We start from the raw sequence: 14240 nt of genomic DNA, 5'->3' as shown, positions 1-14240 counted from the left end.
ACGTCGAACATCCATCATATGCCAAGCAGGAAATAATTGTTTGGAATGAGAGGCGTTCGTTGAGGGTCGTTCGCAATGATTGGCGGTCGCCCGTCACCGGCTTCAAACAGGGCAGCGGATCAACGTTGGTCAATCAATATGCGCTTGGCCCCACTGATTACGCCTGTAATCAAGCAGCCGTAGGCAGCTTGTTGTTGCAAGCTTCACCTTTTACAGGTCTTACACCTCATTCGCCTTCCGATAGCTCCCCTGATAATCAAAGATCCGCTCCTGCACCTGCCAATACCGCTTCTGATGACGGGCAATGACGAAATCCGGTGCCGGCAACAGGGCCTGGCTCTCAAGCACCTCACCCGTCGTGCTGAACTCTCTCGGGGCCTGGCTGTTGGCTACCCGGCGCCCGAACAGTTTGTTGAAGATGTAGCGCTGGGACGGCTTGCTCAAATCAAACGACTCGCTGAGTTCCTCCCCGTCTTCACCGTGATAGGTGATCCTCAGTTTGCTCTCACTCTTGCTGTCGGCGTTGCCGTTATAGGCGCTTAACGTGATCCCGGCACAACGGATCACCATGGCATCCTTGAGTTTCAGGGCATCCCGGAGCTGATCATCCGGGTCGATGATGGCTTTCCGGCACTGCTGGCAGTTGCGGGCCACAATGTCGTTCTCGCCACCGCAGTAGGGGCACGCCTTGAACCGGAAACGGTAGTCGCACTGTTGCGGGCGCCCGTTCGGCGCGGCCGGTCCATCGGCTTCCGCAGGTTCCAGCAGCCCCTGGCAGCGGCGGCCGTAATGCTCGACCACATGGCCGTCACAGTCTGTTTTGCCCCAGAAGATATTGGCAAACCCACAGGCCGGGCAGAAGACCTGCACCGGCTCGCTGTCGGGGTTCGGTTTCGGCTCCCCCACTTCCGGGTGATGCAGGTTCACGTTGTTGCCCGCGTAATCAATCACCAGACAATCCTGCTTGCCGTCATCCAGGCGCAGACCACGGCCCACGATCTGCTGGTACAGGCTGACGGACTGGGTCGGGCGAAGAATGGCGATCAAATCCACATGGGGCGCATCAAAGCCCGTGGTGAGTACGGACACGTTGACCAGGTACTTCAACTGGCGCTGCTTGAAACGCTGGATCAGCGACGCTCGTTCAGACAGATCGGTCGCTCCGGTAACCAGGGCGGTCTGGTGTGCCGGCAGGTAGCCGGTGATTTCCCGCGCATGATCGACCGTGGCCGCAAAGATCATCACCCCCTTGCGCTCCCCGGCCAGTTCCACCACCTGTTCAATAATGGCCCGGGTCACACGCCGATGTTTGCGAAGCAGCTGGTTGACGTCCTTCTCGGCGTATTCGCCAAAGCGGTCCTGTGGCAGCGCGGAGAAATCGTACTGCGCCACCGCCGCGTTCACCAGCTCAGGCCTGGTGAGGTAGCCCCGATTGATCATGTAGCGCAGCGGCAGCTCGTAGATGCAATGCTGGAACGGCTTATCCTCGCCTCCGCGGACAAAGCCCCGGTAGTGATAGCGGTAGATCCAGCCCATGGCCAGGCGATAGGGGGTGGCGGTGAGTCCGAGCACCTTGAGGGCATCATTCTGCTGCCGCAGCAGCTCGATGATCCGTTGATACTGGCTGGTGTCGTCACCGCTGACCCGATGGCATTCATCGATGATGATCAACGAGTATTCGCCCCGGAACCGATCCAGGTTCGCCGCGACGGACTGCACACTGGCAAAGGTCACCTGATGCCGGCTCTCCTTGCGTTTCAGCCCGGCGGAAAAGATGCCGCCCGTTAACCCATAGCTCTGGTATTTGGCGTGATTCTGCTCCACCAACTCTTTGACGTGGGTCAGCACTAGGATCTTGCGTTTGGCCAGGCGGGCCAGCTCAGCAATGACCAGGCTCTTACCGGCACCGGTTGGCAACACAATCACGGCCGACTCATCGGACTGGCGGAAATGCCGCAACGTGGCGTCGACCGCTTCCTGTTGGTAGGGCCGCAGCTTAAAGGGAGCGTTCATGAATGGTTCAACTTAACCGCTCGTGCATGTCCTTGATAATGATGTGACGGATACTGCGCAGAACTTTTTCCTGTATGCCCCAGTGCCGACGAGCGATCTCTGGATCCGGCGACTGTGTTGCCAAGTGCCTATATTCAGCTTCGATCTCCTCCAATAATCGATCTGCGCTGGGTAAAACAGCATCCAGTTGCCGATCCAGTTCTCTCTCGACCGTTTTCCGGGCTAACCCCATCGTCTCGCCCGCGCTCAACACATCCTCACGCGTCACTTGTCCGAACGTGCGGTGAGCGGCGCTGACATGAAGTGCGAGCTCGGTATTGGGCCATTGGGCCCGGTTGTCGGCGATCGATGGCGTGTCATACACAGCCGTAGCCAGCAGGTCATACCCAGGGGCAAGCCCGATACCTTCCTGATCCACGATATAGGAGAGATTCTTGAGGTGGTTATCGCTGTTGCCGGTTAACACGTTGAAAACGAGCCACCGGAACACATCCCGCCGCGCAGCAATTTTCGAGCGGCACTGCGATATCGAGCGCGTCAGGGATTCGATATTCGCACCACTGTACTTGAAGCTGCGAGCGCGGTTCAGGAGTTGGCACGTATCGATGACGTGAACCCGTTGTGTGGATGCTTGCGCCCCCCTCCGCCGGTCAAAGCGCTCGACAATATATACCGGCTCCGGCACACAAAGCAGTTTAACGGGAGGCACATCAAGGCCCAACGCCCCCGCCAGACGCATCGTAAAATACTCATTCAAGACGGAGGCAGGGTACCCGTCCTGATCCGGATGATCGGGTTTGAGAATGTGAGTCGAAGGCGTCCCCGCCTCCGGCTCATAGATAGCCTCACCCTCGACAATGACGAGCATCTTGTGCTGCGCACCCGCCAACGACATCCGCTTGGGTGAATCCTTCTGAAGCGAAGTCTGGGGCAAGGATCGAATGCGCTGACTGAGCGCCTCGTAGGTCAACAGTTTTTTGCCGGTTGGCAGGGCGTTATCCACATCCGGCGGTAAGAAAACCAAAGCCCCGGCGGATTCAGCACCGTAGTGTGCCAATAGGCCAAACGAATCTTCCCAGGGGATATTGGCTTCCTTCGCCACGATGTCCCGAAGCCTTTCTTCGGGCAGGAGATTATCAAAATACCACTGGACCGGCCGATCCGAAGCACCATCCCGAATGAGACCCTGGGGCCTCTGGAGAGCCGGAGAGAGATCAAATGCGTCGGAGTGGTCGCACCATTCCTCTGTATATTGAAACTGCCAAAGGTCGTTTTCCTCCTTCAGGATGCCCACCAGGAACGTATTAAAGAAAACGTTCAGCTGTCTCATATACCGGACCTGCTGGCCGGCCCTTTATCTTCTATGGACGACGCCTTCCGACCTTTTTCTTGCAGCTTGCGGTAGATTGGCATGGCCGATTCGGGCACATCGAACTCCATCCGAATGCCGAGTTCATCCAGGAGCCGGAGGAATCGACCGAACTGAATCGTCTCTTTTCCACGTTCGGCCTCACTGACAAAGACATAGCCAACCCCGGCGGCTCCGGCCAAGTCATCCATTCGGACTCGTTCACTCTTACGGACGGCGCGGACAAGCATGCCAGCTTCTTTAACACTTGAAATATTTACCTTCACAGCAGCAACCCAAAAAATATTAGAACTGATATATTCTTCGGTTAAAGGTGGTCGTTTGTCAATTCTATATGCGATCAGATATTTTTAATACAATGGAGCCGCGCTCACACTAAACGATACCCGATCGCATATTCTTTAAAACCGGAACAGATTTATTTTCTTCTCTATCCGATAAAAATGGCAAGGCGGGGGCAAACCGCAAGATGGCCCGACGCCGGACCCGTCAAGCCGGCGCAGGAGGTGTTCTGGGGCGGCTACTCGGGCTATTTCCGGGATCCGGACGGCCATTGCCGGGAAGTGGCCGCTACCCCGTTCATGGACCTGGCGTAGCGAAGCGGAAGCAGGCCTTGCCGGCGTCCTTGGCCCGGTACATGGCTTCATCCGCCGCCTTGAGCAGGTCAGTGGCGTTCTGGGCGCTTTCCGGAAAGAAGGCGATGCCGAGACTGGCGCCAACCTGGTGTTCCGTACCCACTACGGAAACCGGCTGGCCCAGCCGGTCGATAAATTCCCGGGCCAGGGCGGCGGCGATGTCGCGGTCGACGGTATTGCGGAGCAGTACGACAAATTCGTCGCCCCCGTAGCGGGCCACGGTATCGCTGCAGCGACAGCGCTCCGTCAGTCGCCGGGTCAGGGCCTTGAGCACTTCATCGCCGGTGCGATGACCGTAGTTGTCGTTCACCGGCTTGAAGCCGTCCAGGTCGATGAACATCAGGGCGAACCCTTGATCGTCGCGTTTGGCCGCCTCGATGGCCTGCTTGAGCCGGTCCATCAACAAGTGGCGGTTGGCCAGGCCGGTGAGCACGTCGTGATAGGCCTGGTGGCGAACCCGCTCTTCCCGGCGCATCTGCTCGGTCATATCCGAGTAGACCGCCACATAGTGGCCCACCTGGCCGGACGCGCCGGTAATGGCAGACACGGTCATCTGTTCGGCCAACAGGGAGCCGTCCTTGTGGCGTGTCCACAGGGGGCCTCGCCAGTAGCCTTTCCGGGCAACGGCCTGCCAGAGGGCCTCGAAGAAGGCCGCGTCGTGATGTTCCGAGGCGATGGCATCCAACGGGCGGCCGACCATCTCATCCGGGGTGTAGCCGAAAAGGGCTTCGAAGGCGCCGTTGCAGCGGCTGATATGGGTCTGCGCATCGATGATAAGCATGGGATCGGCGGAGGTATGGAACACGGCCGCGGCCAGGTTGCGCTCTTCCTCCAGTTCCCTCTGGATGGCCTGGGCCTGTTGTTGCAGACGGCGATTGTCCAGAATGCGGTCGATGATGCCGGGCAGCAGGTCCAGGTAGTTGCCGTCCACGGTCTTGACCACGTAATCGGCCGCCCCCATCTTCATGGCCGAGATGGCGGTTTGCATGTCGCCGGCCCCCGAGATCATCACTGCCGGCGGGGCATTCGGCATCACCTGCATGCGTTCCAGGATGGTCAGGCCATTCATGCCAGGCAGTTCGTAGTCGATGGCGGCAACGTCGTACGCCTGTTCCTCTATCCGCTCCAGACCGGCCTGGCCGTTGGTGACCCACTCGAGGCTATAGCCCTGCCGACGCAGGCGGCGCTCCAGCAGCCGGGCCAGCCCTTCGTCGTCTTCGATGTAGAGGATGCTTGCCTTGAAATCTTGCATGGGGTCTTGAATCACCGTCAGTAATACTACTGGCCCGTATCGGGCCTGTTTTCCGGTACTGCCATCACGTTGAGCAGCAGCCCCAGTTCGCGTACCGCCTCGGAGAAGCGTTCGTATTCCACCGGTTTGGTGATGTAGACGTTGCAGCCGGCCTCATAGCAGCGTTCGATCTCACGCGAATCGTCCGTGGTGGTCAGGATGATCACGGGAATGCGGTGAAAGCGGGGGTCCGACTTCATGCGCTTGAGCACCTCATAACCGTCCAGTTCCGGCATGTTCAGATCCAGTAGCACCAGGTACTGCGAGGGTTGGGAAGCAACGGTGGTCAGATAGTCCCAGAATACGCGGCCGTTGGGGTATCGTTCGGTGGGGTTGGCAAACCCTCCGCGGCGCAGGTTCTTCTCGATCAGCCGGGCGTGGCCCTCATCGTCCTCTACGATGGCAATCGTCAATGCGTTCATGGTTCGGCTCCTGTTCCCGGGCCTTGCCGCGGGGTTATTCAAATTTACGGACCAGGGCGCTCGGCCGCCTGGCCAGGCTGAAGCTGAAATGGGTGCCCTCACCCAACTGCGACTTGCACTGGATGCGCCCGCCGTGCCGGCGTACCAGGGTCTTCACGTAGGCCAGCCCCATCCCCTCGCCGGCCACCTCGGTGTTGCCGACACGCCGGAACAGTTCAAAGACCTTGGGCACGTTGGCCGGGTCGATACCGGGGCCGTTGTCGCGGATATGGAATGTCACCTTGTCCCGCTCCTGGGTGCACCAGATCTCGATGTGCCCGGGTGACGCGTCGAGGTACTTGACGGCGTTATCGACCAGGTTTCCGAAGATCTGCTCCAGGGCCATGGCATCCGCTTCCACGACCGGCAACCGGTCCACGGTGACTTCGGTGTCCTTGGCTTCCAGTTGATGCTGTAGCGATTCGAGCACGTTGGAGACCAGGGCCTGGGTGTCCACCTCTTCCCAGTTCATTTCCCGGCGCCCCATGCGCGAGAGTGTCAGCACCGCCTGAATCTGGCTGTCCATCCGGGTGACCGAACTGCGGATGAACTGGAGGGCCTCGGGGATGTCGCGCTTGACGATCTCATCGGCCTCGCGGCGGTCGTTGTCGGGCAGTTGGGTAAGCGCCGGCTCCAGCAGCGGTTGCAATTCCTCCAGGGAGTAGGCGATCTCCGACGAGAAGCCCTGCAGGTTGACCAGGGGGCTGCGCAAGTCGTGAGAGACCATGTAGGCGAAGGCCCGCACCTCGCGGTTGTTCTCCCGGAGCTCTTCAATGTAGAAGCCGATGTCCTCGGCCATGTGATTGAAGGTGCGCCCCAGGTCGGCCAGCTCGTCGTTGCTGGTGATCGGGGCGCGGCTGCTGATGTCACCCCCGGAGAACGATTCCACGGCCCGGCTGAGGGCTTTGATCGGCCGGGTGAGGTATGCGCTGGCCAGGTACAGCACGGCGCAAAGCGCCACGATCCCGCCCAGCGCCACCAACGACAGCTTACCCAGCAGGGCCTGCACCGGCGCCATGGTAACGGATCGGGGCACCTGAAGCGCCAACAGCCACTGTTTGCCTTCGTAGCTCAGGTAGCCATTCTGGCGTGCCACGATCTGCAGGCCGTCGCTGTGTTGTGAGGTCTCCAGCGCGGTGACGCCGTTGTCCAATGCGGTGGCCCGAGCCCAGGCCGGCGCCTGGTTGCCGATGCGCTGGCTCGACTGCGAGCGGGTGGCGATCACCGTGCCGTCGTCGCGGATCACCTGCACGCTGAGTTTGGGATTCACCCGGTCCAGGATCTGGTTGATCACCGTCCAGGCATACTGGCCCACGATCACCCCGAGGACTTCGGCACCCTCGACCGCCTGGGATTTGATGGGCGCCGCGAAAATCAGGGAGGGGGCGTTATCGGGACCCACGAGGCGAAGGTTGGAGCTGTAGATGGCGCCGCCCCGTGCCACACGCAACGCCTCCTCGAGTTCGGGGTGGCTGAGCAGCTGTTGCTGGGCTTGCAGAGGCATGTTCGACGTCACCACCCGTCCGCGGCGATCGAACACCGTAACGGTACGCCAGGGCCCGGTCAGCAGGCTCAGGTATTCCAGGTGGTCGGAAAGTTCATAGTCGGACTGCTCGCTCCGTTGGCCATCGGGTTGCAGCAGAAGCTGTTTGAGCTTGGCGTCCTGGGACAGGACCTGTATCCCCTGGTAGGCCGTAAAGAGACTGCGATCGATCTTGCTCATCAGATCTTTTGCCAGGCTGGTGTCAAACTCGGCGACCTGTTCCTCGATGCTTTGCTGGCTCACGTAGAACAGCGCACCGCCGAACAGCAGCCAGGCGGTGACACTGGCCAGCGCCGTGATCAGTACCAGTTTTTGTCCGAAGGGTAGCCGGTTCAAAAATCCACCTGCTCTTGCCGCGCCAGTTCACGCACGAACTCGCCATTCAGTATATTGCCGCTTTCCACCGCCGTTGCGCCTTCCGCGGAACGCTTCAGCAGAAAACGGTTGATCTTGCGTGTGGAGCCGAACAGGGACTGCAGGCCGGAGGCGTAGGTAAAGGCATTGAGGTTGTCCCGCAGGTCGAGGATACGGTTGTCCCCGGCAAATTCCGCCACCTCTTCCCGGGAGACCCCGTAGCGTTCAGCGATGATGCCGAACGCCTACTCGGGATGGTCCTTGATGAAACGGGTAGCGCGGTGCCACACCTCGACCATCTTCTGGATATCCTGGGGCCGGCTATCCACAAAAGACTTGCGAAACGTTATCCCGGCCGCCATGAGGCCTGGCAGCTTGGAGCTGTCGTACAGCCGCCGGCCCACCCTACCGGCTTCACTAAGGTAGGGCTCCCAGGTCATCACGGCATCGGCCCTGTCCTGGGACAGCACCTCGGCAGCCTTTTCCGCCGCCACATCCACCAGGGTGACGTCCTCGAGGCTGACGCCGAATCGGGCCAGGATCACGTCCAGTTCGTAAACCAGGGCCGTGCCCAGGGGCACACCAATGCGCTGGCCTTCGAGTTGCTCCACAGCCGTGATGCCTTCGCGGCTGGCAATGCCTTCCGAGCCGTTGGACTCATCGGCAGCCAACACCAGCACCAGGTTGGCCCCCTGTTGATTGAGCCGGACCAGGTCAAACAGCCACAGGTCGGCGGCATCGATGCCGCCAGCCCGCAGGTCGTCCAGGCTGGCGTAGTAATCGTCGTTGTAATCCACCAACTCGGCGTTCAAGCCCGCCTCTTCGAACCAGCCCTTGGTCCGGGCAATATCGATCCAGAACATCCCCGGCCAATAGTAGGTGCTGATGCGCAGAGGCGCGGCCTGATCGGCCGGCTCCTGCGAAGACGAGGCGTTCCAGTCAACCCCGTAAAACAGTGCCGCCGTACCAAACAGGACAACGGCCAGAAAGGTGATCAACCGGCTGCTCGCTTTCCCTTTCATCTTGCGCTCTCCAGGTGGATTGGGCTGGACTGCAAGCGAATAGGCACCGATACACTCCTGTTACACCGTACATCCAACAGGAGCCGTGAGACTTGCTTTCAATGTATTCCTTTAGCATAGAAGGCTGAGAGATCGTCGCAAGTAACGGAATTCCGGGCAGTTGGAGGGCACCCGCAACGATCAGGGTTAAGCGGTAACTGGCCAGGGCCCCATTGCGCAGCCGGTCGAACCAGTGCGGCGCGGACACAGTACAGCACGACGAAGCGGCAGGCCTCAGGGATAGAAACCAGGCGTGTCGATTGTCATCCGAACGCATCGTTCTGGGACCACCGGACTGCTATGCTTTAAGGAGAGAGCATGAACCTTACCGATCAGCGGAGGCGGCCATGACTTTCGAAGACATCTTTGACGAGAGCTTTGACCGCGTCCTCGCGTTTACGCCTGATAACACCGAGTTCTTTGAAGCCTTCTACCAGCGATTTCTCGGATCGTCCGCCGAAGTACGTCGACTGTTCCAGAATACCGATATGGACAGGCAACGCCGTATGCTGAAAAAATCGTTTTTCGGCCTGGTCGCCTTTTACGCCAGCGGCGCCATTGACGATGTACTTCGAAGAACCGCCTACATTCACAGCGCCCGTGCACTGGACATCAAACCCCACCTCTATGACCTCTGGCTGGAATGCCTCATTGAAACCGTCAAAGCCTACGACCCCGAATACCATGACGACGTCGAGCTGGCGTGGCGGCTCGTTCTCAGCCCCGGGATCACGTATATGAAGTTCAGATACGATCACTGCTGAATAAATAGGCGCCCTGGACATGCCTCCCGAATGTCCAGGCCAGATAGCTCACTGCACCTGGCCGGAAAATAAATCGGTCCCGGTTTTCACGACGCTCAGGAACATAACTCCCAGAACGACTGGTATGTATGCCGCCCTTTGGTAGGCTATACGTTAAGGGGTTAGCGTTGGGAGAACGATCATGACTCAGTATCAGGGGAGTTGTTTCTGCGGAACCGTTAAATTTCAAGTATCCGGGGCGCCAGCGGCCATGGGGTATTGCCACTGCGATTCCTGCCGCCGTTGGTCCGCAGGACCGGTGAACGCCTTTTCACTCTGGCCAAACGAGAGCTTCCAGATCCTGTCGGGTGCCGACCAGGTTGGTGAATTCCATCTTACCGAGAAGAGCTACCGCAAATGGTGTAAGCAATGCGGCGGGCATGTTTTCACCGATCACCCGGAGTGGGGGCTGGTGGATGTATACGTTGCCAACCTTCCGGACCTGAAGTTTGAGCCGGCGCTGCATGTGCATTACCAGGAGTCGGTGCTGCCGATCCGGGACGGGCTGCCAAAAATGAAGGATGTGCCCGCCGAAATGGGCGGGTCTGGTGAAACGCTGCCGGAGTAAGTGGCGAAACCGGCCTATTTTCGCGCCGTTGCAAACAAGGTAGAGAGGCTTATTCATGCCCGCTTCTGGCCGGCACAATGAGTCGCCGCGGTCAGATCGATGTCATTGTGATCAGTCCGGCCCTGATCATCACTGGTGGACGAGACTGTCCAACTCAAGGATCCGAAATGTAATGCGATTTCGTCCCTCTTTTTTTGCCACATAAAGCGCAAGGTCAGCCTGTCGAATGATGTCGGACAGCGGTGTTATGACATCATCTCCGTCAGGTGAAGCGATATAGACAGCGCCCATGCTCACGGTCAATACAGCACTCACTTGGGAGCGGGGATGCGAAATCCCGAGTTGTTCAATAGCCAAACGCAACTCTTCTACCCAGGAGCGGGCATCGCTCTCTGAGAGTCCCAAAACGACAGCGACGAATTCTTCGCCTCCCAGGCGGGCGCAAAAATCACCGGAACGCCTGGAAAACTTCATCAATATCTGGGCGATGTTCCATAATGCCCTGTCCCCCTCCGCGTGCCCCTTTTCATCGTTGTACCCCTTGAAATAGTCCAGATCGATCAGCACGAACAAAAAGGGCTGCCTCAACCTCATGGCCTGGCGCCAGCGACCGTTTGCCGTCCAGTCAAACGAACGACGATTTGGGATCCCCGTCAAGGCGTCGGTCATTGAGAGCTCCGTCAGGTGCGCCTGCTGATTCTGCGCCTGCCGCACCAGTCGATTGAAAGCACCGCGAATCTGCTCCAGCTCAATAATCGGTATCACCTCCGGTAATAGCTCAAGAGTCTCATCGCGTACCATCGACTCTATCCGCAATACGTTCCGGCGCAGCGGCCTCACCAGCGTCCGTTCAGTAACCGTCAGGACCAGGACCGGCACCATCAGCAACCCTCCAAGCAGGAATATCTGCGCTGGGCCGATGGCTTTGGGCATTGCTATGGGGTCATGTTCGATGGATAACACAGCAACAGGCGCACCGCTCGGGTCGGTTAGCAGCCGTTGGCGTTTTGTCTGGACCCCCTCCACAAGCTCTTTATTTTCAAGAAGAGGTATTGCCGTAATGGCATCCCCCTGTTCAACAGGGCGCATATCAATCGTCAGTCGCGTAATCGCCTGTAACGCATCCAACTGATCCCGGGAAACCAGACGCGCGAACAGGAGGTAGCCCGCCGGCGCACTGGTCTCGTCAGAGTTCGTAATAGGCTCAATGGCAAATTCGGCCGGACCCTGGTTTGTTCGAACCCATCCCGTAACGGAGCCCCCTGGATCGACATCCTCTCCAGTCCCAATAAGCTCTGAAAGCTCCCTGGGCAGGACCTGTTCAAAAGGGACAAACTGCTCGTTCCCGACATCGAACCCCCACTGGAGCACTTTATTCAGATCTTTATCGTAATATCCGATGCCGACAAGATTGAAGACGAGAAACGTGCCTTTAACGATGTTGCCTTTGACGTAACTTTCGTGGGATGCCGGAGCCTGGACAAACTCGTAGGTATCGTCCCAGTGCGCCCAGTCCTGGACGTTGGCAAGGAGCCGTTGCTTATCCTGGTCGAGGGCCTGTCTCAAACTCTCCAGTTCACGTTTTTGGTGCGCCTCGACGGCAGCCAATTCCCGGGGGTACTCGCCCCAATATCGATAAGCCCCAAAAATGGCCACGATCAATACGCTGGCCACGAGCGAAAACTGAAACAAATAGGTTTTGACTGAGCGCATTCTTATGTAAATCACGTTATGGGAGAAGCTTGGAGCGCTGTCAGTCCCTAACGAACGTCCGCTCTAGACGTAAAGTGTGGCTCAATCCTGCAATAAATCGAGAAAAACGCTGTAAAAATTGGTGAACACATTGTGAAAACTCTACGCGCCCTAACCATCGCGGCGAGAATGAAGCTCGGCACGATGTAGCGGCACAGCGCCATAGGGTAGCGGCCCCTCTCAACCAAAATCGCTTATAACGCTCCCGGGAAAAACGTTGCACCGCTTTTAATCCATCACGCTCGCAATATACATCCCAATCATGGTGTCCAGGTGGGCGCCACCGCCGTTCTTGTACACGGTCACTTCCTGATCGGATTCACGACCGATGCCGCCATGAATCATGTCATACAAATCCCCTTTGACGTCGTTGGCGGTGATCACACCGTTGGCGATGGGGATCTTGAGTTCACCGATATGGCCGATGGTCGTGTCACGGCTGTCCACGAAGAGTGAATGGTCAGCGATCAACGCGTCATCGGCTTCGCGCATGTCGGCTTTATAGGCGCCAATCAGATCCACATGCGTGCCCGGACGCACCCAGGCGCCTTTCAGGATCGGGTTGCGCGCCATGGTGGCGGTGGTCACGATATCGGCGGAGGCAACGGCGGATTCGAGATCCGCAGCGGTCACGACCTCGATCGAATGATCGCGCATCTCATCGGCGAGCTGCTGCGCCTGTTCAGGACGCCGCGCCCATACCGAAATCCGTTCCAGCGACGGCAGGCCGGCGGTGTAGGCCCGAATGAGGCCGCGCGCCAGGGTCCCGGCGCCGGCTATGACCAGATGGCGACTGTCCGGGCGGGCCAGCAGCTGGGCGCCGAGTACGGAGTCCCCCGCCGTTTTGTATTCCGTAACCAGGCGACTCTCGATAATGGCGCGCAAAGTGCCGTGCTCCGGTTCGAAGACCAGCATCGCACCTTGTACGGTATCGAGCCCGTGCGATGGATTCTCGTCGAAGACCGTCACCGCCTTCACGCCATAGCCTTGCCCCGGAAGATAGGCTGCACGGTTCAGCAGCGTGCCTTTAGCCGGCCCCAGGAAGATATCGTCAACGTCGGCCTTTTCCGCCCGATGGCCCGCACGCAGCGCATCAATGGCATCGCGCCAGGACAAACGCTCAACAGCGGCTTCATATTGGATAACGCGCAGGGACATAAACCGGGATCCTCCTTGTTGATTTTGAGCTGACGGTTTCCTGTCAGGCCCCAGCGAAGCATAGTTGATCAACAAGTATTCGCCCTGAAGATCACTCGTTTGGATGCAGGACCGCGTGCAGAAATTCCTTGGTCCGATCGTTCCTGGGGGCGGTGAATATGTCTTCCGGCTTACCTTCCTCGCACACCGTGCCCTGATCGAAAAAGCAGACCCGGTCGGAAATTCGCCTGGCGAAGTCCATTTCGTGGGTCACCAGCAACATTGTCAGGTCATGCTCTTCGGCCAGTCGCTGGATAACCTTCAGCACGTCACCGACCAGTTCCGGATCGAGCGCACTTGTCGGTTCATCGCCCGGGGGTCAGATCGATTTAATTTTGCGACCTGCCCAACCTTACGCCCGATTGCAGCTTCAACCTGGTCCTTAAACCGACCACTGCCCAGTATCCGACTCGCCGAGACACTCGCAGCGATATCGTTACGGGTCTTTTCAGGCAAGTGGTAGCGAAAGAGGTCTTGGTAAACGGACGCGCGCTCGAATTTATCATTCGCCAACGACTCAAACAGCGGGTGCGGCGAGATCAGGTTATCCGGCTCCAACAGCGCATTGAAGCGATAGCTGCTCCACGGGTATTCCTCTGGCCGCTCCACCATACACGCCGAAACCGGATTCAGTTCGATATAGCGATAACAGCTCAGCAGGTAGTGTTCGGCATCGACAAGGGCACCTTTGTGCCGGCCCTCCCAGAGCGTGCCCGAACGACGGTAAGTCCTATTGACGTACTGCACGTATTGGCGACCGACATGCTGCATCAACCGAGAAATGCTATCGGTCTCGTCCGGCGTGATCAGCAGGTGAACGTGGTTGGTCATCAGGCAATAGGCGTGGAGCTTCGCGCCGTAGCGCTTCATACCTTCTCCTAACACCTGGCGATAGTAGCGAAAGTCCTTTTCCGCAAAGAAGCAGGCATCCCGGTTATGGCCGCGCTGGACCACATGGACGGGAATTCCCGGCAGATACATCCGTGTCTTGCGTGGCATGGGTCAAGTCCATTTGTTTGTCTGGCTGAGCCAATCCATTGACTCACTCGTGAGAGTGGGATTCTAAGGAGACTCTGAATAAGTCTCGAAATCAGCGATAATACGGCCTTCGTCAACCGCAAAGAATTCATTGTTGCCATGGATCAGATCACCTTCTCCGAAGCCGAATACCAGATCAAGAAGCGCAAGACCCG

The 14240-nt window shown here is 58.4% G+C and carries 13 protein-coding genes and 1 pseudogene; 2 read left to right on the top strand and 12 right to left on the bottom strand.

Annotation, left to right across the window (positions count from 1 at the left end; translation table 11 throughout):
• Positions 1-219 precede the first annotated feature (219 nt).
• The 8 genes from radD to EZI54_RS05970 all read right to left on the bottom strand — a co-directional run bounded on the left by radD (position 220) and on the right by EZI54_RS05970 (position 8688).
• Positions 220-2013 carry a DNA repair helicase RadD gene (gene radD, locus EZI54_RS06010; protein ID WP_131480050.1) on the bottom strand — a complete coding sequence of 598 codons (1794 nt, stop codon included), beginning with the start codon at positions 2011-2013 and terminating at the stop codon, positions 220-222.
• A 7-nt stretch (positions 2014-2020) separates the two neighbouring features.
• A complete protein-coding gene (locus EZI54_RS06005; protein ID WP_131480048.1) occupies positions 2021-3343 on the bottom strand; it encodes a HipA domain-containing protein in 1323 nt (440 codons plus the stop codon).
• Positions 3340-3573 (bottom strand): helix-turn-helix domain-containing protein, encoded by a 234-nt coding sequence (locus EZI54_RS06000; RefSeq protein WP_242674358.1) that lies wholly within the window; start codon positions 3571-3573, stop codon positions 3340-3342. Before EZI54_RS06000 ends, EZI54_RS06005 begins: the two co-directional genes overlap by 4 nt.
• A 388-nt stretch (positions 3574-3961) precedes the next feature.
• A complete protein-coding gene (locus EZI54_RS05990) occupies positions 3962-5269 on the bottom strand; it encodes a GGDEF domain-containing response regulator (RefSeq protein ID WP_131480046.1) in 1308 nt (435 codons plus the stop codon).
• Between the two features lie 26 nt (positions 5270-5295).
• Positions 5296-5730 carry a response regulator gene (locus EZI54_RS05985; protein ID WP_131480044.1) on the bottom strand — a complete coding sequence of 145 codons (435 nt, stop codon included), beginning with the start codon at positions 5728-5730 and terminating at the stop codon, positions 5296-5298.
• 34 nt (positions 5731-5764) lie between these two features.
• Positions 5765-7648 (bottom strand): sensor histidine kinase, encoded by a 1884-nt coding sequence (locus EZI54_RS05980; RefSeq protein ID WP_131480042.1) that lies wholly within the window; start codon positions 7646-7648, stop codon positions 5765-5767.
• Positions 7645-7866: a hypothetical protein gene (locus tag EZI54_RS05975; RefSeq protein ID WP_131480040.1), complete on the bottom strand. Its 222-nt coding sequence runs from the start codon at positions 7864-7866 to the stop codon at positions 7645-7647. The genes EZI54_RS05980 and EZI54_RS05975 overlap by 4 nt, the downstream gene beginning before the upstream one ends.
• A gap of 45 nt (positions 7867-7911) precedes the next feature.
• On the bottom strand, positions 7912-8688 hold the full coding sequence (locus EZI54_RS05970) for an ABC transporter substrate-binding protein (protein ID WP_131480038.1): 777 nt from the start codon (positions 8686-8688) through the stop codon (positions 7912-7914).
• Between the two features lie 386 nt (positions 8689-9074).
• Here EZI54_RS05970 and EZI54_RS05965 point away from each other — a divergent pair, with 386 nt between their 5' ends.
• Both EZI54_RS05965 and EZI54_RS05960 read left to right on the top strand, forming a co-directional pair.
• On the top strand, positions 9075-9491 hold the full coding sequence (locus EZI54_RS05965; RefSeq protein WP_131480036.1) for a globin family protein: 417 nt from the start codon (positions 9075-9077) through the stop codon (positions 9489-9491).
• A gap of 181 nt (positions 9492-9672) precedes the next feature.
• Positions 9673-10098 carry a GFA family protein gene (locus tag EZI54_RS05960; RefSeq protein WP_131480034.1) on the top strand — a complete coding sequence of 142 codons (426 nt, stop codon included), beginning with the start codon at positions 9673-9675 and terminating at the stop codon, positions 10096-10098.
• A gap of 129 nt (positions 10099-10227) precedes the next feature.
• Here the strand turns inward: EZI54_RS05960 and EZI54_RS05955 are convergent, their stop codons facing one another.
• The 4 genes and pseudogenes from EZI54_RS05955 to EZI54_RS05940 form a co-directional block, all read right to left on the bottom strand.
• Positions 10228-11811, bottom strand: coding sequence for a sensor domain-containing diguanylate cyclase (locus EZI54_RS05955; protein ID WP_131480032.1), 1584 nt, complete (start codon positions 11809-11811; stop codon positions 10228-10230).
• Between the two features lie 267 nt (positions 11812-12078).
• Positions 12079-13008: an ornithine cyclodeaminase family protein gene (locus EZI54_RS05950; protein WP_131480030.1), complete on the bottom strand. Its 930-nt coding sequence runs from the start codon at positions 13006-13008 to the stop codon at positions 12079-12081.
• Between the two features lie 91 nt (positions 13009-13099).
• Positions 13100-13357: pseudogene (locus EZI54_RS05945) on the bottom strand (ectoine/hydroxyectoine ABC transporter ATP-binding protein EhuA); the annotation flags it as partial.
• The gene (locus tag EZI54_RS05940) at positions 13309-14046 is read right to left on the bottom strand and encodes a transposase (protein ID WP_242674357.1); all 738 of its coding nucleotides are present in this window, start codon (positions 14044-14046) and stop codon (positions 13309-13311) included. The gene EZI54_RS05940 and the pseudogene EZI54_RS05945, both read right to left, overlap by 49 nt.
• Positions 14047-14240: the final 194 nt, after the last annotated feature.

Source organism: Marinobacter halodurans (assembly GCF_004327985.1).
GTDB classification, from domain to species: Bacteria; Pseudomonadota; Gammaproteobacteria; order Pseudomonadales; family Oleiphilaceae; genus Marinobacter_A; species Marinobacter_A halodurans.
This window is presented reverse-complemented; position numbering and strand designations above follow the sequence as displayed.